The sequence below is a fragment of the Caulobacter sp. GW456-12-1-14-TSB4 genome, assembly GCF_059424195.1.
The window spans coordinates 121,577-142,132 of record NZ_JBWKZF010000014.1 but is presented as its reverse complement, the minus strand read 5'-3'; the positions used below and the strand labels follow the sequence as shown (position 1 = coordinate 142,132).

The window sequence follows — 20,556 nt, the reverse complement described above, 5'->3', positions numbered from 1 at the left end:
ACCATGAGCCTCGTCGCCACCCCCACCGCCGGCCCGCAACTGCTGACCCCGACCGACCACACCCTGATCATGATCGACTTCCAGTCGCAGATGGCTTTCGCGACCCACTCGATCTCGGCCACCGAGCTGCGCACCAACACCGCCCTGGTCGCCCGGTCCGCGGCCGGCTTCGGCGTCTCGACCATCCTGACCACGGTCGCCGAGAAGAGCTTCTCGGGCCCGATGTTCGACGAGATCAAGGACGCCTTCCCCGGCGAGGCGGCCATCGACCGCACCTCGATGAACACCTGGGAAGACGCCAACGTCATCGCCAAGGTCAACGAGATCGGCAAGCCGCGCATCGTGCTGGCCGGCCTGTGGACCGGCGTCTGCATCGTCGGCCCGGCCCTGTCGGCCCTGGCGCAAGGCTTTGAAGTCTACGTGATCGCCGACGCCTGCGGCGACGTCTCGGCCGAGGCCCACAACCGCGCCATGGACCGCATGGTCCAGGCCGGCGCCCGCCCGATGACTTCGCTGCAATATCTGCTGGAGCTGCAACGCGACTGGGCCCGCGGCGAGACCTATGAGCTGACCACCGGCATCGCCCGCACCTATGGCGGCGCGTATGGCCTGGGCATCACCTACGCCAAGACAATGTTCGGCGCTTCGGAAGGCCACGCCACCGCCGCCTGACGTCCGTTTCGAGGCGGGGTTGTTCAAGACCTCGCCTCCCCTTCAGTTCACGGAGCGTCGGTCATGAAACCTTACCTGCTGTCCCTCGGCGCCGGCCTGCTCGTCGGCGTGATCTACTCGCTGCTCAATGTCCGCTCGCCCGCCCCGCCGGCCATCGCCCTGCTGGGCCTGATGGGCATGCTGCTGGGCGAGCAGGCGATCCCGATCGCCAAGCGCCTGCTGACCAAGGCCCCCGTTGTGTCCTACCTGAAGGCGCCCGAATGCGCCGGCCAGGTGCTGGGCCCGCAGGCCATTGATCCGCAGAAGCCGGAGGGCCAGGCATGACCCTCAATCGCCGCCAGACGGTCGCGCTCGGCGCGGCTTCCCTCTTTTCCAGTCCCGCTTTCGCCCGGAGCCCCGGCATGACCGACCTGCTGCTGATCAACGGCAAGTTCACCACTCTCGACCGCAGCAACCCGCGCGCCGACGCCGCCCTGGTCCGCGACGGCAAGTTCGCCGCCGTCGGCGAGGAGGGGGAGGTCCGTAGCCAAGCCGGCCCGAACCCGACGATCATCGACCTGAAGGGCCGCCGGGTGATCCCGGGCCTGATCGACAGCCACATGCACATCATCCGCGGCGGGCTGAACTACAACATGGAGCTGCGCTGGGACGGCGTGCCGACCCTGGCCGACGCCATGGCCATGCTGAAGAAGCAGGCCGCCAACACCCCGCCGCCGCAGTGGGTGCGCGTCGTGGGCGGCTTCACCGAGCACCAGTTCGTCGAGAAGCGCCTGCCGACCCTGGACGAAATCAATGCCGCAGCCCCCGAAACGCCGGTGTTCATCCTCCACCTCTACGACCGCGCGTTGCTCAACCGCGCCGCCCTGCGCGCCGTCGGCTACACCAAGGACACGCCCAATCCACCGGGCGGCGAAATCCAGCGCGACGCCTCGGGCGAACCGACCGGCCTGCTGCTGGCCCAGCCGAACGCCACGATCCTCTATGCCACCCTGGCGAAGGGTCCGAAGCTGCCCGAGGACTACCAGCTGAACTCCACGCGCCACTTCATGCGCGAGATGAACCGCCTGGGCGTGACCGGCGTGATCGACGCCGGCGGCGGCTTCCAGAACTATCCGGACGACTACGCGATCATCGAGAAGCTGCACGCCGACGACCAGTTGACCCTGCGCATCAGCTACAACCTGTTCACCCAGAAGCCGAAGGCCGAGCTGTCGGACTTCCAGTCGTGGTCCAAGCAGGTGAAGCCCGGCCAGGGCGACGACAAGTACCGCCACAACGGCGCGGGCGAGATGCTGGTCTACAGCGCCGCCGACTTCGAGGACTTCCGCGTCGAACGCCCCGAGATGCCGGCCAACATGGAAAGCGACCTGGAGCCGGTGATCCGCCACCTGGTCGAGAACCGTTGGCCCTGGCGGCTGCACGCCACCTATGACGAGACCATCACGCGGGCGCTGGACGTCTACGAGAAGGTCAACCGCGACATGCCGTTCGACGGCCTGCACTGGTTCTTCGACCACGCCGAGACGATCAGCGACCGCAATATCGATCGCATCGCGGCCCTGGGAGGCGGCATCGCCGTGCAGCACCGGATGGCCTTCCAGGGCGAGTACTTCATGGAGCGCTACGGGGCCAAGGCCGCCGAAGCCACCCCGCCGATCGGCAAGATGCTGAAGGCCGGGATTCCCGTCGGCGCCGGCACCGACGCCACGCGGGTCGCCAGCTACAATCCGTGGGTCTCGCTGAACTGGCTGGTGACCGGCAAGACGGTGGGCGGCACACGCCTCTATCCGCCGGCCAACCGCGTCGACCGCGAGGAAGCCCTGCGCCTGTGGACCACCGCCAACACCTGGTTCTCGAACGAGGAAGGCAAGAAGGGCCAGATCGCCGTCGGCCAGCTGGCCGACCTGGCCGTGCTCAGCGACGACTACATGACCGTGCCCGAGGATGAGATCCCGCACCTGTCGGCCGTGCTGACCCTGCTGGGCGGCAAGGTCGTCCACGGCCAGGGCGAGTACGACAAGCTGTCGCCGTCCCTCCCCCCGCCGATGCCCGACTGGTCCCCGGTGCGGACCTTCGGCGGCTATCAGGATCGTTCGCGTGGCCACGCCCGCGCCCTGGCCAGCGCGTGCGGCTGCGCCAGCAGCTGCAACGTCCACGGCCATAACCACGCGGCCGCCTTGGGCGCCGAGGCCCCGACCAGCGATGCGCGCTCCTTCTGGGGCGCCATGGGCTGCGGCTGTTGGGCGGTGTGATCATGGAGACCCCCGCCCCCCTCTCCTCGCTGCTGCGCTCGTCTGCCTTCGGCGTCTTCGCCCGCGCGGTCCTGACCCTGCCCTACTGGTGGAGCGGGATCGCCAAGCTGGCCGACCTGCACGGCGCCCTGGCCGAGGCCGCTCATTTCGGCCTCAAGCCGGCCTGGCTGGTCGTGGCCGCCACCGTTGTGGTCCAACTGGGCGGCTCGATCGCCCTGATCCTGGGCCGCGCGGGCTGGCTGGCCGCTGGCGCCCTGGGCGTCTTCACCGCTTTCGCCACCCTGATCGCCCATCCCTACTGGACGGTCACGGACCCGGTGGAGCGCTTCCACGCGCTGAACACCTTCCTGGAGCATATCGGCCTGATCGGCGGATTCATGCTGGCGGCGATCCTGGTCGAGCGGGAGAAATGGGCGTGAGCGCGCCGCAACCCACCTGGCTGGCCGGCGCCACCGGCGTCGGCATGGCCCTGGTCGGCGGCTATGTCGATGTGGTCGGCTTCGTGCTGCTGTTCGGCCTGTTCGTGAACCACGCCACCGGCAACCTGGTCATGCTGGGCGTCTCGCTGGCCGGCGGCGGCCAAGGCATCGCCACCAAGCTGTTGTCCCTGCCGGTGTTCATCATCGCCGCGGCCGCGACCTACGTCATGATCTGCAAGCGCCGGGCGCGCGGCCAGGCCAATGAGGCGGCGGTGCTGCTGCTGCAAGCCGTGATGCTGGTCGTGTTCATGCTGTTGACCGTCGCGGCCCTTCCGGCCCAGAACGCCGACGAGCCGGCGGTAATGCTGGCCGGCCTGGTGGGCGTCTGCGCCATGGCCGTGCAGAACGTCGGTGCGAGGGTAGTGTTCAGCAAGATGGCTCCGACAACGATCATGACCGGCAACGTCACCCAGATCGCCATAGACCTCGTCGATCTGCTGTCGTCCAAGACCGGCCTGGACGAGGCTCTGCGCGCGCGGATCGTCAAGACCTGGCCGCCCGTCATGGCCTTCGCGGTCGGCGCGGTCGGCGGCGCGATCGGCGTGATCCTGGCCGGTCCCTGGAGCCTGCTGCCGGCCGCCGTGGTCGTCGCGATCCTGGGCGGCCTCTACGCCCGCGCCCCGCGCGCGGTGGAGGCATGAGGCGTGTCGTTCTCGCGGCGGCCCTGTTGGCCGCCGCCGGCGCCGCCCAAGCCGCCGAACCAGCCGCCGAGCCGCCCGCCTTCAAGCCGATCCGGTCCGACGAGGACTATGGCTATCTGAGGTCCGCCCCGACGCTGACCGGTCTGGACTCGCTGCGCTACATTCCCGTCGGCCAGGATGGTTACCTGACCTTCGGCGGCGAGGCGCGCGTGCGGCTCGACACCATGGACGCCCCGCGCTTCGGCGTGGGCGGCGCGGAGGCCGACAGCTTCGCCCTGGTCCGGGGCCTGGTCAGCGCCGACCTGCACCTGAATTCCACCGTCCGCGTCTACGGGGAACTCGGCCTGCACCGCGACCTCGGCAAGCGCGAGGCGCCGGCCGCCATCGACCGCGACGGCCTGGACGCCCAGGTGCTGTTCGTCGACCTGACCCCGAGCAAGTCCTGGCGCCTGCGGCTGGGCCGCCAGGAAATGAGCTTCAACGCCACCCAGCGCTTCGTTGCGGTGCGCGAGGGGCCCAACATCCGCCAGAGCTTCGACGGCGCGCGACTGACCTATGCCGGCCAGGGCCTGAAGGTCGATGCGTTCTACACCCATCCGATCACCCTCTCGCCCGGGGCCTTCGACGACAGCCACACGGCGGGCCAGGCCTTCTGGGGCGTCTACGCCACCGCGCCGCTCAGCAAGGCCGCCAGCCTGGATGTCTACAGCCTGAACCTCGATCGCGACCGGGTCCGCTTCGGGACAGTCACCGGCGATGAGCGTCGGCGCGGCCTGGGCGCGCGACTGGCCGGCAAGGCCGGGGCGATCGACTACGAGGTCGAAGGCATGGTCCAGCGGGGCCACTTCGCCGGCCAGGACATCCGCGCCTGGGGCGGCAGCGCCGGGGCGGGCTACACCTTCGCCGCGCCATGGAAGCCACGACTGTCGGTGCGCCGCGACATCGGCTCCGGCGACAGCGATCCGACGGACGGCAAGCTGGAGACCTTCAACCCGCTGTTCCCCAAGGGCGCTTACTATAGCGAGGCGGCGCTGATCAGCTGGAGCAACCTCTCCGCCTGGCGGGTCGCCCTGGGCGCGGCCCCGACCAAGACCGTCTCGGTCGAGGTGAGCCACACCGACCGACGTCGCCAGACCGGCCGCGACGCCATCTACATGCAGCCCTACGCGGTGCTGGCCGGCGGCGGCGCCTCGACCGCCAAGGGCGTCAGCCAGGACTGGCAGGCCGACGTCGCCTGGCAGGTCAACCGCAACGTCAAGGTCACGCTGGAGGCGGTGCACACCGACGCCGGCGCGGCGGTGAAGGCGGCCGGTGGACACGACGTCGATTTCGGCATGGCCATCGTCCAGTTTCGCTTCTGAGACGACTACGCGACGGGGCGATACCCCTTTTGGGTTAGTGAAATGTCACCCGTTGGCGGCTGACGCCAAACACGTTCATCGACCATGGTCTCCCAACGGTCAGGCGCAGGCACGCGTCACGGGCCAAGCCTTGGGGGAACGCGATGCTCAACGCGATCGGAACAGCAGACATCGAACCGTTCGCCGTCGGCGACAACGGCATGATCTCCGAGCTTTTGGACAAGGCCCTGCGCCTGTTCGAAGGCGATCGGATCGCTTCCCGCCGGCTGGTGGAGCAGGCCTTCACCCTGGCCGACCGCTCGACCCATCCCGCCCCTCTGGTCCAAGGCGCCCTGGCCGCGTGGCAGGCGCGGCGGATCGAGGCCTTCGTCGAGCAGCATCTCTCGCACCCCATCCGCATCGACGCGGTGGCTAGCCTGGTGTCGCTGAGCCCGAACTACTTCTCGCGCGCCTTCAAGGCCACGTTCGGCACGACCTTCTCGCACTATGTGATCCAGCAGCGCATCACCCTGGCCAAGCAGATGCTGCTGACCACCGACGCCTCGATCGCCGAGATCGCCCTGGACTGCGGGCTGGCCGACCAGTCGCACCTGACGCGCCTGTTCAAGCGCGCGGTGGGCTCGCCGCCGAACGCCTGGCGCCGCGCCGCCCGCTGCGACGCCTGGACGCCGCCAGTGGCTGCCTAGTCAGATGTCGATGATCCCGCGCCGCACCGCGACGGTGACGGCGTGGGTGCGATCGCTGACCCCCAGCTTGCCGAAGATGCTCTTCACGTGAACCTTGACCGTCTGATCCGAGATCGACAGCCGCCGCGCGACGCCCTTATTGGGCTCGCCGCGCGAGATCAGGCGCAGCACGGCCAGCTCGCGGTCGCTGAGCTTGTCCTCGTTCATGTGCGACAGGATCTGCTCGGCCACGCACGGCGAGACATAGCGGCGACCGGCGCTGACCGTGCGGATCGCCTCGACCAGCTCGCGGTGCAGGGAGCTCTTCAGCAGGAAGCCCAGGGCCCCCAGCCGCAGGGCGCGCTCGGCATAGGCGTCGCCGCCATAGGTGGTCAGCACCGCGATCTTCGAATCCGGCGCCTCGCCCAGGATCACCGGAATGGCTTCCAGCCCGCCCAGGCGCGGCATCTGCAGGTCGATCAGGATGACGTCGGGCTTCAGCGTTCGCGACTTCTCGATGGCCTCGGCGCCGTCCGACGCCTCGCCGGCCAGTTCGAAGTCGGGCTCGGCCAGCAGCGCGTTGGCGATGCCCTCCCGCATCAGCGGATGGTCATCGACGATGAGCACACGCGTCTTGCGGCCCTCGGGCGTCATGGCGTTCATCGGGTTCAACGGTTGCGGGATCTGGCCTGATCAGTACGCGGACAGGTCAGGACAGTTGTAAGCGAAACATAGCCGTAACCGGAACGGGTTTGGCTACGCTTTTGAACGCCACGATCACTCTGTCCCCAGAGATCGCCGACAGCGCTTACCCGCAAGCCATTTTTGCGTTTGAGGCAGACGCGCCAACACCCCCGGACATGTCGATGTCCGGGGGCGAAACGGTGAAATCGATTCGCTCAGGCGGTCAGGCCAGGTGCGCTTCGACGAACCACAGCTGCTTGTCGATTGCCCGCGACACCTCGGTGAAGACGTCCGAGGTGTCGGCGTCGCCCAGCTCGGCGGCGGCGTCGATGTCGGCGCGCAGGGCCTTGCCGAACTGGGCCAGGACGGCGGCCACGGCCTTCAGGTGGCTTTCGCCGCCATGGGTCTCCAGCGAATACTCGTAGAGTGACGAGTTGGCCGCCGTGGTCTTGGCCCGGCCGTCCGGAATGCCGCCGATCGAGGCGATGCGCTCGGCGATGATGTCGGTGAACTCCTCGACCTCGCCATGCAGGGCGTCGAACAGCTGGTGCAGCTGGTAGAAGTTGAGCCCGCGCACCGTCCAGTGCGCCTGCTTCAGCTGGGTCTCCAGGTCCAGGCAATCCGACAGCCGCGCCTGAAGCAGGGCGACCGATTGTTTGCGGACGTGGTCGGAGAGGTCGATGCGGCTGGAATACATGAGCGATCCGTTCGTGAGAGACTGGAGCCCTAGCCAATCCCAGAATCCGAACGGCGCCTTGTACGGACGCATCCTGACGGCGAGAGATATGATCAAAAGCGTCCGCGCTCGACGCTTCTTTGCGGCCAAGCTAACAATGCCGACCGCGCCACATCTTCAGGACCGAGAGCTGCCGACTATGCCCTGGGGACGGGTCCTCCTGCGCGCTCTGCCTCTGGTCCTGGTCCTGGTCTGCGGAAGCCTGGCCTGGGCGGAAGAGCCCCAGCAGCAGATCCCGCGGCTTCTGCACACAGCCTGGCGGCAGGACACCGGCGCGCCGCCGAACATCTGGTCGATCGGCCAGGCGCCGCAGGGCGAGCTGTGGCTGGGCACCGGCGCGGGCCTCTACCGCTTCGACGGCGTGCGCTTCAGCCAGTTCCGCTCGGACGGGACGACCACCCTGCCCAGCGAGATCATCATGGCCATGATGGTCACCCGCGCGGGCGAGGTCTGGGTCGGCTACCACTCGGGCGGCGTCTCGGTGATCCGCAACGGCAAGATCACCAACCATGTCGACGGCCCGCCCAGCGGCACGCTCAAGCAGTTCGTCGAGACCCGCGACGGCGCGGTCTGGATCGCCGCCTTCGGCGGAGTGACGGTCTATCGTAACGGCCGCTGGACGCCGATCGCCTGGGACCCGGCCTATGGACGGGCGTTCAACATGCTGGTGGCCCGCGACGGCGCGGTCTGGGTCGCGGCGCAGTACGCCCTCCTCCGCATCGATCCGGTCTCGCTGCAGGTCCGCAAGAGCAACGAGGCCGTGGAAGGCTCATGGGCCCTGGCTCAGGCGCCCGACGGACGCCTGTGGTTCGCCGACCAGGCCCTGGGCCTGCGCCCCCTGGACCCCGCCCACCTGTTCGATCCCGTCACGCCGGTCCGCAAGGCCCCGGCCAAGCCGGACCTGCTGGTCTCGCGCCGGGTGATGTTCGACAGCGCCGGCGTGCTGTGGGGCGCCTATGAGGACGACAAGGGCCTCTACCGTATCCTGGCCCCCAGCCGCGTCCCGACCGGGCGCGTGCTGTCCAAGGCCGATGTCGATCAGACCTATGGCGCGGCCCAGGGCCTGACCGCCGATTTGGCCGCCGCCCTGTTCCTGGATCGCGAGCGCAATGTCTGGGTCGGCAGCCTGCTGGGCCTGGACCGCTTCAGCGCCGCCGACATCGTCACCGAACGCTCGATCCCGTCCAGCACGCGCGAGGGCTATCGGGCGGTGGTGACACCACAGGGCCGGCTCTATCTGACCGACGCCGATACGCTCTATCGCTTCGACGGCGCGGGCCGGCCGCGCGTGCTGCACCAAGGCCTCGGCCATCCCAACGAGCTGTGCGCCGGCAAGGACGGCACGGTCTGGATGGCCGCCGACAAGGGTCTGTGGCGGGTCAACGGGCCAAGCCTCGCGCCGATCGCCCCGCCCGTCGGCGCCAAGGGGCGCATCGTCCTGGCCTGCGCCCAGGACAGCGTTGGCGGCCTGTGGGCGTCGTTCAGCGGCGCGGGCCTCTTTCGCCACGACGGCCAAGGCTGGCGGCCGGTCACCGCCCAGCTGCCCAAGAGCTTCTATCCACGCATCCTGGCGGCCAGCGCCAATGGGACGATCTGGGCCGCCGACCCCGGCTTCGACCTCTATGCGATCGGCGGCGGCGGCGTGCGACGGTTCACGCCAGGCGACGGCCTGACGATCGGCGAGTTGAAGACCATCGTCACCGACCGCCGGGGCCTCGTCCTGGCCGGCGGCGAGCGCGGCGTGGCGCGGCTGGCGGGCGACCGCTTCCAGTCCCTGACCGTCGACCGCCATCCGGCGCTGAGCCTGGTCTCGGGCCTGGCGCCCGACGGCCTGGGCGGGGTCTGGCTGGGCACGATCCGGGGCGTGTCTCGGATCACGGCCGAGGCGCTGGACAAGGCCTTCGCCAACCCCGCCATGCCGGTCGAGCTGAAGCGGTTCGACTACCGCGACGGCCTACCCGGCGCACCGCAGCAGCACTGCTGCCACCGCACGGTCGTGGCCGATGGCGACCACCGCGTCTGGCTGCTGACCAACCGGGCCGTCGCCTGGATCGACCCCGGCGCCCTGTCGCACAATCCGGTGCCGCCGACGGTCAGCATCACCAGCGTGACGGCGAACAACGTCCCTCTGCCCGCGCGGCAGGACATGCGGCTGACCAGCGACATCCGCGACCTGCGCATCGACTTCGCCGCCCCCAGCTTGGTCGTGCCCGATCGCGTCCGCGTGCGCTATCGCCTGTGGGGCGTCGATGGCGACTGGGTCGATCCGGGCGCTCGGCACCAAGCCTTCTACACGCGCCTGCCGCCGGGCCAGTACCGGTTCTCGGTCATCGCGGCCAACAACGACGGGGTCTGGAATCGCGACGGCGCGACCTTGGATTTCGTCATCCCACCGACCTTCTTCCAGTCGCGGACCTTCCTGGTGCTGATCGGCCTGGGCGTCCTGCTGCTGGGCGGCGGGGCCTTCTACCTGCGCCACCGCCTCACCGCCCGCCGGATCACCCAGCAGTACGAGGACCGGATGGCCGAGCGCGAGCGCATCGCCCGCGAGCTGCACGACACCCTGCTGCAGACCGTCCAGGCCCTGGTGCTGAAGGTGCACAACCTGACCAGGACCTTGCCCGACGAGGCCTCGCGCGGGCAGGTCGCCGAGGCCGTCGACCGCGCCGAGCAGGTGGTGATCGAGAGCCGCGAGCGGATCATGGACCTGCGCACCGCCCGCTCCAGCGAGGACCTGGCGCAGCGTCTGAGCGTCGCCGCCGACTTCACCGGCGCGACCGCCAAGCCGGAGCTGCAACTGACGACCCTAGGCGAGACCCGCCAGCTGACGCCCTCGGTGCTGGACGAGGTCACGCAGATCGGCTCCGAAGCCATCCGCAACGCCGTGCGCCACTCCGGCGGCAGCCTGGTGAAGGTGGAGATCGCCTTCGAGCCGTCCGCCTTCCGGCTGGTGGTGCAGGATGACGGCGTCGGCATCCCCGAGGGGCGCCTGGCCCGCGCCGAGCAGGCGGGCCACTACGGCGTCGTCGGCATGCGCGAGCGGGCCCAGCGCCTGGGCGGCGACCTGCGGGTCGAGAGCAGTGGCGGCACGTGGATCGAACTGACCATCCCGCCGCGCCAGGCCTATGGCGAACGCCAGTGGTTGAGCGAACTCATGGCCAGATTCCACGCCCTACCGGTTTTGGGGAACCGGTAGCAAACAGCAGCGTTCCAAAAGGAGTTCGGGGATGGGTGCGCCCCGGACGAGGCTGTCGAGCACCCTGCTCCGGCCGCGTCCGGTTCCGGTCACCCTCGATCCACACGAGTGGCGCTGAGTTGGGGTGACGAGCATGCAAGGCGTTCTGGAACGGGCCACGGACAAGCCCGAGCTCGACGGGCATCAGCTGTTGGCGGCGTTTCGCGCCTTCCGGCGAGGCGACTTCTCGGTCCGCCTGCCCGGCGACCTCAGCGGCCTGGACGGCGAGCTGGCCGAGGCCTTCAACGACGCCGTCGAGATGAACGACCGACTCTCCAAAGAGTTCGAACGGCTGCGCGACGTGGTCGGCCGCCAGGGCAAGATCAACCAGCGCGCCCAGCTGCCGGGCGCGGTCGGCGCCTGGGCCGACAGCGTCGAGGCCGTCAACAGCCTGATCACCGACATGGTCCATCCGACCGCCGAAATGGCCCGGGTGATCGGCGCCGTGGCCAATGGCGACCTGTCCCAGACCATGGATCTGGAGAACGAGGACCGTCCCCTGCGCGGCGAGTTCCTGCGCACTGGCAAGGTCGTCAACACCATGGTCGGGCAGCTGGGCTCGTTCGCCTCGGAAGTGACCCGCGTGGCCCGGGAAGTCGGCACCGAAGGCAAGCTGGGCGGCCAGGCCCAGGTCAAGGGCGTCACCGGCGCCTGGAAGGACCTGACCGACAACGTCAACCTGATGGCCGGCAACCTGACCGGCCAGGTCCGCAACATCGCCGAAGTCACCACCGCCGTCGCCAATGGCGACCTCAGCCGCAAGATCACCGTCGACGTGAAGGGCGAGGTGCTGGAGCTGAAGAACACCATCAACACCATGGTGGACCAGCTCAACAGCTTCGCCTCGGAAGTGACCCGCGTGGCGCGCGAAGTCGGCACCGAGGGCAAGCTGGGCGGCCAGGCCAACGTCAAGGGCGTGGCCGGCACCTGGAAGGAGCTGACCGACAATGTGAACCTGATGGCCGGCAACCTGACCGGCCAGGTCCGCAACATCGCCGAAGTGACTACCGCCGTGGCCCGCGGCGACCTCTCCAAGAAGATCACCGTCGATGTGCGCGGTGAAATCCTGGAGCTGAAGGACACCATCAACGTCATGGTGGACCAGCTCAACGCCTTCGCCTCCGAAGTCACCCGCGTGGCCCGCGAGGTCGGCACCGAAGGCAAGCTGGGCGGCCAGGCGCGCGTGGAAGGCGTCGGCGGCACGTGGAAGGAGCTGACCGACAACGTCAACCTGATGGCCGGCAACCTGACCGGTCAGGTCCGCAACATCGCCGAGGTGACGACCGCCGTCGCCATGGGCGATCTCTCCAAGAAGATCACCGTCGACGTGAAGGGCGAGATCTTGGAGCTGAAATCGACCATCAACGTCATGGTCGATCAGCTGAACGGCTTCGCCTCGGAAGTGACCCGCGTGGCGCGTGAAGTCGGCACCGAAGGCAAGCTGGGCGGCCAGGCGCGCGTCGAAGGCGTGACCGGCGCCTGGAAGGACCTCACCGACAACGTCAACTTCATGGCCGCCAACCTGACCGGCCAGGTGCGCAACATCGCCGAAGTCACGACGGCCGTCGCCATGGGCGACCTCTCCAAGAAGATCACCGTCGACGTGCGCGGCGAGATTCTCGAACTCAAGAACACCATCAACACCATGGTCGATCAGCTGAACTCGTTCAGCTCGGAAGTGACCCGCGTGGCCCGCGAAGTGGGTACGGAAGGCAAGCTCGGCGGTCAGGCCCAGGTGAAGGGCGTGGCCGGCACCTGGAAGGACCTCACCGACAACGTCAACTTCATGGCCGCCAACCTGACGGGTCAGGTCCGCAACATCGCCGACGTCACCACCGCCGTCGCCAATGGCGACCTTTCCAAGAAGATCACCGTCGACGTGAAGGGCGAGATCCTGGAGCTGAAGAACACCATCAACACCATGGTGGATCAGCTCAACGCCTTCGCCTCGGAAGTCACCCGCGTGGCGCGTGAAGTCGGCACGGAAGGCAAGCTCGGCGGTCAGGCCCAGGTCAAGGGCGTCGGCGGCACTTGGAAGGAGCTGACCGACAACGTCAACCTGATGGCCGGCAACCTGACCGGTCAGGTGCGGAACATCGCCGAGGTGACCACCGCCGTCGCCATGGGCGACTTGTCGAAGAAGATCACCGTCGACGTGCGCGGTGAAATCCTCGAACTCAAGAACACCATCAACACCATGGTCGATCAGCTGAACTCGTTCAGCTCCGAAGTGACCCGCGTGGCCCGCGAAGTCGGCACCGAGGGCAAGCTGGGCGGCCAGGCCCAGGTGAAGGGCGTGGCCGGGACCTGGAAGGACCTCACCGACAACGTCAACTTCATGGCCGCCAACCTGACCGGCCAGGTCCGCAACATCGCCGACGTCACCACCGCCGTGGCCAACGGCGACCTCTCCAAGAAGATCACCGTCGACGTGAAGGGCGAGATCCTGGAGCTGAAGAACACCATCAACGTCATGGTCGATCAGCTGAACGGCTTTGCCTCGGAAGTGACCCGCGTGGCCCGCGAAGTCGGCACCGAGGGCAAGCTGGGCGGCCAGGCCGCCGTGCCCGGTGTCGCCGGCACCTGGAAGGACCTGACCGACAACGTCAACATGATGGCCGCCAACCTGACCGGCCAGGTCCGCAACATCGCCGACGTCGTCACCGCCGTCGCCCAGGGCAACCTCAAGCGCAAGCTGACCCTGGACGCCAAGGGCGAGATCGCCTCGCTGGCCGACACCATCAACGGCATGATCGAGACCCTGGCCACCTTCGCCGACCAGGTGACCAACGTCGCCCGCGAAGTGGGTTCGGAAGGCAAGCTGGGCGGCCAGGCCCGGGTGCCCGGCGCCGCCGGCCTGTGGCGCGACCTGACCGACAACGTCAACGAGCTGGCCGCCAACCTGACCACCCAGGTCCGCGCCATCGCCGAGGTGTCGACCGCCGTGACCAAGGGCGACCTGACCCGGTCGATCACCGTGGAAGCCTCGGGCGAAGTGGCCGCGCTCAAGGACAATATCAACGAGATGATCCGCAATCTGAAGGATCAGACCCTCAAGAACACCGAGCAGGACTGGCTGAAGACCAATCTGGCCCGCTTCAGCCGCATGCTGCAGGGCGAGCGCGACCTGTCGACCGTGTCGAACCTGGTGCTGTCCGAGCTGGCCCCGCTGATCAACGCCCAGCACGGCGTGTTCTACGTCTCCGACACCAACGAGGCCGGCGAGGCGGTGCTGAACCTGGCGGCCAGCTATGCCGGCAACCGGCGCAAACCCCCGGCGGCGCAGCTCTATCTGCGCGAAGGCCTGATTGGCCAGTGCGCGGCGGAGAAGGAACGCATCCTGCTGACCAACGTCCCCAAGGACTACGTCAAGGTCAGCTCGGGCCTGGGCGAAAGCGCCCCGCGCAGCATCATCGTCCTGCCGGCCCTGTTCGAAGGCGAGCTGAAGGCGGTGATCGAACTGGCCAGCTTCGGCGCGTTCAACGAGACCCAGCAGGCGTTCCTGGACCAGCTGATGGAGTCGATCGGCATCGTGCTGTCGACCATCGCCGCCAATATGCGGACCGAGGGCCTGCTGGAGCAATCGCAGCTGCTGACCTCGGAACTGCAGGCCCAGCAGGAAGAGCTGAAGAAGACCAACGACCGCCTGGAACTGCAGGCCGCCAGCCTCCGCCAGTCCGAGGAACTGCTGCGCTCCAAGCAGGACGAGCTGCAGACCACCAACGCCGAGCTGGAGGACAAGGCCGTCCTCCTGTCGGCCCAGAACAAGCAGGTGGAAGCCAAGAACGCCGAGGTCGAGCAGGCCAAGGCTGCGCTGGAGGAGAAGGCCGAACAGCTGGCCCTGACCTCCAAGTACAAGTCCGAGTTCCTGGCCAATATGAGCCACGAGCTGCGCACGCCGCTGAACAGCCTGCTGATCCTGTCGAAGATGCTCAGCGAGAACGCGCAAGGCAATCTGAGCGACAAGCAGGTGGAGTTCTCCAAGAACATCCACTCGGCCGGCGCCGACCTCCTGGGCCTGATCAACGACATCCTCGACCTGTCGAAGATCGAGAGCGGCACGGTCACGCTGGACATCGGCCAGATGCCGTTCGCCTCGCTCAGCGACCAGACCCGCCGCACCTTCGCCCAGCTGGCGCAGGACAAGAAGCTGGACTTCGCGATCGACCTCGATCCGGCCCTGCCGCCGGCCATGTACACCGACGACAAGCGCCTGCAGCAGGTGATCAAGAACCTGCTCAGCAACGCCTTCAAGTTCACCCAGGCCGGCTCGGTGAAGCTGTCCGTCAGCCGCGCCGAGTCCGGTTGGGCGCTGGGCAACGACCACCTGAACAAGGCCGGCCAGGTGCTGGCCTTCGCGGTGGCCGACACCGGCATCGGCATCCCCGAGGACAAGCAGCGGATCATCTTCGAGGCCTTCCAGCAGGCCGACGGCACCACCAGCCGCAAGTACGGCGGCACGGGCCTGGGCCTCTCCATCAGCCGCGAGATCACCCGCCTGCTGGGCGGCGAGCTGAAGGTCGTCTCGACCCCGGGCGAGGGCTCGACCTTCACCCTCTATTTGCCGCTGAACTTCAGCCCGACGGCCCAGCCGGCGCCGATGCCTGCGCCGCGCATGCCGTCCGCGCAGTCCTCGACCTTCACCTTCTCCACCGCCGACGCGCCGGCCTATGAGCCGGTCGAGAGCGTGATCGACGATCGCGACACGATCACGCCCGCCGACTCGGCGGTGCTGATCGTCGAGGACGACCCGCGCTTCGCCTCCATCCTGCTGGCCCTGGCCCGCGACGCCGGCTTCAAGGGCGTGGTGACCAGCGAAGGCGCCAGCGTCCCGTCCCTGGCCCGCCGCTTCGCGCCCGAGGCCATCCTGCTGGACGTCGGCTTGCCCGACATGGACGGTCTGGCCCTGCTGGACCTCCTGAAGCGCACGCCCGAGACTCGGCACATCCCGGTGCAGGTGATCTCGGCCGACGATCGCGGCGGCCTGTCCCTGTCGATGGGCGCCCTGGGCTTCACCAGCAAGCCGGTCGAGCAGGAGGCGGTGGTCTCGACCCTCGACCGCGTGCGTCGCCTGGCCAGCCACGAGGATCGCTCGCCGGTCCTGGTTGGCGGTGACCAGGAGACGGCCGCTCTGCTGGCCTCGGCCTTCGGCGGCGCGCGGACGGAAGCCAAGCTCGACGCCCTGCCGCCCGAGGCCTTCGACGGCGAACAGGGCTGCCTGGTGGTGGCGATCGCCAGCGGCCGGGTCGGCCCGACGCTGGACCTGCTGCGCCAGCGCGGCGCGGTGTCCGGCTCGACCGTGCTCTACGCGCCGGGCGAACTCGACGCCGAGGAGGAGCGCCGCCTGCGCCTGGCCGTGTTCACCGGCGCGGCGCGCCTGGCCCGCAACGGCGAGCAGTTGATCGACCACGTCGCCCTGATCCAGCACGACCGGGTCGAGCGCCTGCCCGACAGCGCCCGCGCCATGCTGACCCGCACCCGCCACGCCGACGCGGTGCTGACCGGCCGGACCGCCGTCGTCATCGACGACGACATCCGCAACATCTTCTCCCTGGCCAGCGCGCTGGAGGAATACGGCATCGCCCTGCGCTACGCCGAGAGCGGTCGCGCGGGCCTGGAGCTGCTGGACAGCCTGCCCGAGGTCGACATGGTCCTTGTCGACATCATGATGCCCGACATGGACGGCTACGAGACCATGCGCGAAATCCGCGCCCGCTCGCGCTTCGCCAACCTGCCGGTGGTGGCGGTGACGGCCAAGGCGATGAAGGGCGACCGGCAGAAGTGCATCCAGGCCGGCGCCTCGGACTATGTGTCCAAGCCCGTCGACCTGGACCAGCTGATCTCGGTCCTGCGCGTGGCGGTGCAGCGCGCCGACGCCCGCAAGCTGGCCGGCGACAACATTGTAAGCCTGTCCAGCGTGGCCCACTGAGCATGTCGATCCAGGCGGTCCAGTTCCCTCCAGAGCCGCTTCCGGTCGACCGACCGAAGGCCAAGATCCTGATCGTCGACGACGACGAACGGAACGCCTTCGCCGCGTGCCAGGCCCTGGAAGCGCTGGACCAGGAACTGGTCGTCGCCCGCTCCGGTCCCGAGGCGCTGCGCAAGCTGCTGACCGACGACTTCGCCGTCATCCTGCTGGACCTGCATATGCCGGGCATGGACGGCTACGAGACCGCCGCCCTGATCCGCGAGCGGCGGCGCACCCGCGACGTGCCGATCGTGTTCCTGACGGCGGTGTTCCGCGACGAGGGCCACATCTTCAAGGCCTATTCCGCCGGCGCCGTCGACGTGGTGTTCAAGCCGGTCGATCCCTTCATCCTGCGCTCCAAGGTCCAGGTGCTGGTCGATCTGCACATCAAGCGCATGGAGCTGGCCCAGGAGCTGGAGAACCGCCAGCGCCTGCTGGAAGAGAATGCCCGCGTCCAGGCCGAGAAGCTGGAGGCCGAGCGCTCGCTGCAGATCAGCCTGCGCCGCCAGCAGGCGATCCAGCTGGCCCTGCCGATCGTGTTCTATTCCCGCCAGGCCGACCCGCCCTATGCCGCCCTGTCGGTCAGCGAGAGCATCCTCGGTTTGACGGGCTACGACGCCCATCTCTTCACCGACGATCCGGACTTCGGCTACGGCCACGTCCATCCGGACGACCGCGCCATCGTCGCCCAGGCGCAGGAGGAGGCGCGGCGAGGCATCGCCTATACCTGCGAGTATCGCCTGCTGTGCGCCGACGGGACCTACAAGTCGCTGATCGACCAGGGCGTCCCGGCCGAGGACCACGAGACCGGCCGCCCCGTGGTGTTCGGCACCCTGCTGGACAACACCGAGCGCCGCGCCCTGGAAGAGGCCCTGGGCCACGCCCGCAAGATGGAGGTCGTCGGCCAGCTGACCGGCGGCGTCGCCCACGACTTCAACAACCTGCTGACCGTGGTGCTGGGCAATGTCGATCTGATCCAGCGGCGCTGCGGCGCGGACTTCGCCTATGTCCGCCAGGTCACGGCCATCCGCCAGGCCACCGAGCGCGGCGCGGCCCTGACCCGCCAGCTGCTGGCCTTCTCGCGCCGCCAGCGCCTGGACCCCGCCGCCGTCGACCTCAACGACCTGGTGCGGGACTTCGCGCCGCTGCTGCGGCAGGCGATCGGCGACGGCGTGTCGCTGCGCTTCGAACCGGCCCAGGCTCCGGCCTTCGTCAATGTCGACCCGGCCCAGCTGGAAAGCGCTCTGCTGAACCTGGCCGTCAACGCTCGCGACGCCATGGGCGGGTCAGGCGGTCTGACGATCAGCATTCAGATCGACCCCGACGCGGGCCACCGCCTGGTCGTGCGCGACACCGGTCCGGGCATGGCCCCCGACGTCGCCTCGCGGGTGTTCGAGCCGTTCTTCACCACCAAGGACGTCGGCAAGGGCTCGGGCCTGGGCCTGGCGCAGGTCTATGGCTTCGTCAGCCAGTCCGGCGGCCAGGTGACGCTGTCGACCACCCTGGGTGAAGGCGCGGCATTCGAGATCACCCTGCCCGCCATCGCGGCTGGTCCCGCGCGCGCGCCGGCTCCTTCCGCGCCAGCTGAGGACGCCACCGGCTCGGAACGCATCCTGGTGGTCGAGGACGACCCGGCCGTGCTGGCCCTGGCCGTCGATACGCTGGAGGGCCTGGGCTACCACGTGACCACCGCCCGCAACGCCGCCAGCGCCCTGCGCCGGCTGGGCGGATCGAAGGCGTTCGAGATGCTGTTCTCGGACGTCATCATGCCCGGCGGCGTCAGCGGCCTCGATTTGGCCCGTCAGGCGCGTGGCAAGCACCCCAAACTGAAGGTGCTGCTAACTTCAGGCTTCATCGGCGAGGAAGCGATCGACTGGGCCGACGAGTATCCGATGCTCGACAAGCCGTACGACGCCCCGTCCCTGGCGGCGAAGGTCCGCGCGATCCTCGACGCCGAGGCCCGCGCCTAGGCGGTGATCGTCACGCTGACGATCGTGCCCTCGGTGAGTTCGATCGAGAGCGGCGCGGCTTGCAGACCGGGCACGAGGTTGAAGACCCGCTGGGCTGGGATGGCCGCGAAGTCCGCATCGGCAATGACCGTGATCCGGCCGTTCCCCTTGGCCACCGTCACCGTCCGCTTGTCCTTGCGCTCTACTGCTTGGTCGGCGCGGGCGATCATCGGCAACACCAGCCGCACGGTCTTGCCGGCTAGAACCCCGGTGACCTGGGCGGTCAGGGTCAGGCCCTTCGGCGTCAGGGCGTGGGTCAGGGCGTAGGCGACCGTCCCCTTCCCTTCCGGCGTCACGAGCTTGCCGCTGGCCACGGTGCGTACCGCGTCCCCTCCGCCGGACACCTCGAACTTCGCGGTCAGGTCGGCGATGTTTGTGAAGACGTCCTTGCCGTCCACCAGCTCGATGCGCGGGGTCAGCACCTGGTGGTTGGCGTCGATCGGGGCCTGCTGGTTGCTGATCTCGACGGCCTTGTAGCGGGTCATGCTGGACGCCAGCACCGGCCCCAGAGTCTGGTGATACAGCAGCGAGACCGCCCCGCCCGAGGCGTGGCCGCCGCCGGCCGGCGTCAGATAGTCGAAGTCGTAGTCGGTGAACGTCGCTCGCCACGGCCCGACCGAGGCCAGGTGCGTGCCGATCTCCGGGAAGCGCTTCAGGCCGTACGGCTTGTCGCGCGGCAGCTCGGTCCGAGCGACCACAGTTGGCTTGGCCAGGTCGATGACCGCCGCCAGCGAGGCGGCATGGCTGAAGGTGTGGTGGATGCAGGGACGGTAGCCGGCGGCGCGATAGTCCGGCCCGCCGTACAGCAGGCCGTCATGGGTGCAGGCGGCCATCAGGGCCAGGTTGCGGGCCGAGACCTCGGCGAAGCGCGGGTCCTTGTCGGCCAGCACGCGATAGGCCGTATGGCAGCCGTCGCTGGTGCGACTGCCCCACCAGGTCCATTTGACGTTCCGCGTGCCCCAACTGTTGTCCCAGGCGCCGTCGGGCAGCATGAACTCCATGTGGGCGCGTAGGCTCGCGACCACCTGATCCATCACCGCCTGGTCGCCGGTGCGCAGGGCGTACATGGCCAGGGCTGGCAGGGATTCCTCGACATTGTAGCCAAGGTCCACCGGCGGCCGCCCCTTGGCGGTGCGGCCGCGCTGCGGATGGCCTTCGCCGAACAGCAGGCCGTTCGGGGTGAAGTAGTCCAGCGCCCCGTGGGCGAAGGTCCGGGCCTTGGCGGCATAGGCCTCGTTACCGAACACCTCCGCGCCCAACGACATCGCGTAGGCCGTCGTGATCGGATAGTTGATGTTGCCGGTCTCGAAGGTCATGAACCCGTCGAGGAAAACCAAGGCCTTCTCCAGCCGCGCGCGCCAAGCCTCGCGGGTGGCGCGGTCCAGCAGGTCGCCGTGGTGCAGCAGGGTCTCCGACAGCGCGATGGCGCGGAAGACCGTGATGCCTTTCCAGTCGTTGAGGAAGACGTCATTGACCCAGCTGCCGTCAGGCCGGGTGACGTTGCGCTCGCTCCAGCCGTGGGCCGCGATCGCCGCTCGGACATAGCGCTCGTCACCGCTGGTCCGCGCCTGGCGTAGCAGCGGATAGACCGCGTCACCGATCCGGCCGTGGACCATGCCGCAGCCGGGACACAGGAAGGCGCCGTCGCCCTCGCCCGCGCCATGCACCTGCCGCTTCAGCAGACCGTCGCACCAGGTCTTCAGCAGCGCGCCGTAGGGCTCGAGCCCCGCGCCCACCGGCGAAGCGCCATGGGCCACGCCCGGCGCCAGCATCGCCGCTGCCGACAGTCCCAGCACATGCCGACGCGGCAATCCGTTCCCCATGACGCAACCTCCCCTCGCCGGTCGTCGCCGG

13 protein-coding genes are annotated in these 20,556 nt (G+C 68.7%); 10 read left to right on the top strand and 3 right to left on the bottom strand.

Annotation, left to right across the window (positions count from 1 at the left end):
• The 7 genes from AC07YH_RS15015 to AC07YH_RS14985 form a co-directional block, all read left to right on the top strand.
• Positions 1-672: hydrolase (locus AC07YH_RS15015; RefSeq protein ID WP_494747773.1), on the top strand; the 672-nt coding region annotated here is incomplete at its 5' end.
• Positions 673-735: 63 nt separating this feature from the next.
• Positions 736-996, top strand: coding sequence for a DUF1427 family protein (locus tag AC07YH_RS15010; RefSeq protein ID WP_494621277.1), 261 nt, complete (start codon positions 736-738; stop codon positions 994-996).
• Positions 993-2,924, top strand: coding sequence for an amidohydrolase (locus tag AC07YH_RS15005; protein ID WP_494747772.1), 1,932 nt, complete (start codon positions 993-995; stop codon positions 2,922-2,924). The genes AC07YH_RS15010 and AC07YH_RS15005 overlap by 4 nt, the downstream gene beginning before the upstream one ends.
• Before the next feature lie 2 nt (positions 2,925-2,926).
• A complete protein-coding gene (locus AC07YH_RS15000) occupies positions 2,927-3,343 on the top strand; it encodes a DoxX family protein (protein ID WP_494747771.1) in 417 nt (138 codons plus the stop codon).
• A complete protein-coding gene (locus tag AC07YH_RS14995) occupies positions 3,340-4,044 on the top strand; it encodes a YoaK family protein (RefSeq protein ID WP_494747770.1) in 705 nt (234 codons plus the stop codon). The genes AC07YH_RS15000 and AC07YH_RS14995 overlap by 4 nt, the downstream gene beginning before the upstream one ends.
• A complete protein-coding gene (locus AC07YH_RS14990) occupies positions 4,041-5,405 on the top strand; it encodes an alginate export family protein (RefSeq protein WP_494747769.1) in 1,365 nt (454 codons plus the stop codon). The genes AC07YH_RS14995 and AC07YH_RS14990 overlap by 4 nt, the downstream gene beginning before the upstream one ends.
• Positions 5,406-5,548: 143 nt before the next feature.
• Positions 5,549-6,091 carry a helix-turn-helix domain-containing protein gene (locus tag AC07YH_RS14985; protein ID WP_494747768.1) on the top strand — a complete coding sequence of 181 codons (543 nt, stop codon included), beginning with the start codon at positions 5,549-5,551 and terminating at the stop codon, positions 6,089-6,091.
• On the opposite strand, the gene AC07YH_RS14980 is transcribed toward AC07YH_RS14985, so the two are convergent.
• Positions 6,092-6,733: a response regulator gene (locus AC07YH_RS14980; RefSeq protein WP_494747767.1), complete on the bottom strand. Its 642-nt coding sequence runs from the start codon at positions 6,731-6,733 to the stop codon at positions 6,092-6,094.
• A gap of 244 nt (positions 6,734-6,977) precedes the next feature.
• A complete protein-coding gene (gene dps, locus AC07YH_RS14975) occupies positions 6,978-7,451 on the bottom strand; it encodes a DNA starvation/stationary phase protection protein Dps (RefSeq protein WP_494747766.1) in 474 nt (157 codons plus the stop codon).
• A 178-nt stretch (positions 7,452-7,629) separates the two neighbouring features.
• Between dps and AC07YH_RS14970 the strand changes: the two genes are divergently transcribed.
• From AC07YH_RS14970 to AC07YH_RS14960, 3 genes are all read left to right on the top strand, one after another.
• On the top strand, positions 7,630-10,686 hold the full coding sequence (locus AC07YH_RS14970) for a sensor histidine kinase (protein WP_494747765.1): 3,057 nt from the start codon (positions 7,630-7,632) through the stop codon (positions 10,684-10,686).
• A 133-nt stretch (positions 10,687-10,819) separates the two neighbouring features.
• Complete coding sequence (locus AC07YH_RS14965; protein ID WP_494747764.1) at positions 10,820-16,654, top strand: hybrid sensor histidine kinase/response regulator; 5,835 nt, start codon at positions 10,820-10,822, stop codon at positions 16,652-16,654.
• Positions 16,655-16,656: 2 nt separating this feature from the next.
• Positions 16,657-18,663 carry a response regulator gene (locus AC07YH_RS14960; RefSeq protein ID WP_494747763.1) on the top strand — a complete coding sequence of 669 codons (2,007 nt, stop codon included), beginning with the start codon at positions 16,657-16,659 and terminating at the stop codon, positions 18,661-18,663.
• On the opposite strand, the gene AC07YH_RS14955 is transcribed toward AC07YH_RS14960, so the two are convergent.
• Complete coding sequence (locus AC07YH_RS14955) at positions 18,660-20,525, bottom strand: ulvan lysase-like protein (RefSeq protein WP_494747762.1); 1,866 nt, start codon at positions 20,523-20,525, stop codon at positions 18,660-18,662. The two genes, AC07YH_RS14960 and AC07YH_RS14955, sit on opposite strands and share 4 nt — an antisense overlap.
• Between the last annotated feature and the right edge of the window lie 31 nt (positions 20,526-20,556).

Excerpts from the sequence above, each read along its gene's own strand:
- AC07YH_RS14955 (WP_494747762.1), bottom strand. The coding sequence starts at position 20,525 with ATGGGGAACGGATTGCCGCGTCGGCATGTGCTGGGACTGTCGGCAGCG.
- AC07YH_RS14970 (WP_494747765.1), top strand. The coding sequence starts at position 7,630 with ATGCCCTGGGGACGGGTCCTCCTGCGCGCTCTGCCTCTGGTCCTGGTC.
- AC07YH_RS15010 (WP_494621277.1), top strand. The coding sequence starts at position 736 with ATGAAACCTTACCTGCTGTCCCTCGGCGCCGGCCTGCTCGTCGGCGTG.
- AC07YH_RS14985 (WP_494747768.1), top strand. The coding sequence starts at position 5,549 with ATGCTCAACGCGATCGGAACAGCAGACATCGAACCGTTCGCCGTCGGC.
- dps (WP_494747766.1), bottom strand. The coding sequence starts at position 7,451 with ATGTATTCCAGCCGCATCGACCTCTCCGACCACGTCCGCAAACAATCG.
- AC07YH_RS14980 (WP_494747767.1), bottom strand. The coding sequence starts at position 6,733 with ATGAACGCCATGACGCCCGAGGGCCGCAAGACGCGTGTGCTCATCGTC.
- AC07YH_RS14990 (WP_494747769.1), top strand. The coding sequence starts at position 4,041 with ATGAGGCGTGTCGTTCTCGCGGCGGCCCTGTTGGCCGCCGCCGGCGCC.
- AC07YH_RS14960 (WP_494747763.1), top strand. The coding sequence starts at position 16,657 with ATGTCGATCCAGGCGGTCCAGTTCCCTCCAGAGCCGCTTCCGGTCGAC.
- AC07YH_RS14965 (WP_494747764.1), top strand. The coding sequence starts at position 10,820 with ATGCAAGGCGTTCTGGAACGGGCCACGGACAAGCCCGAGCTCGACGGG.
- AC07YH_RS15000 (WP_494747771.1), top strand. The coding sequence starts at position 2,927 with ATGGAGACCCCCGCCCCCCTCTCCTCGCTGCTGCGCTCGTCTGCCTTC.
- AC07YH_RS15005 (WP_494747772.1), top strand. The coding sequence starts at position 993 with ATGACCCTCAATCGCCGCCAGACGGTCGCGCTCGGCGCGGCTTCCCTC.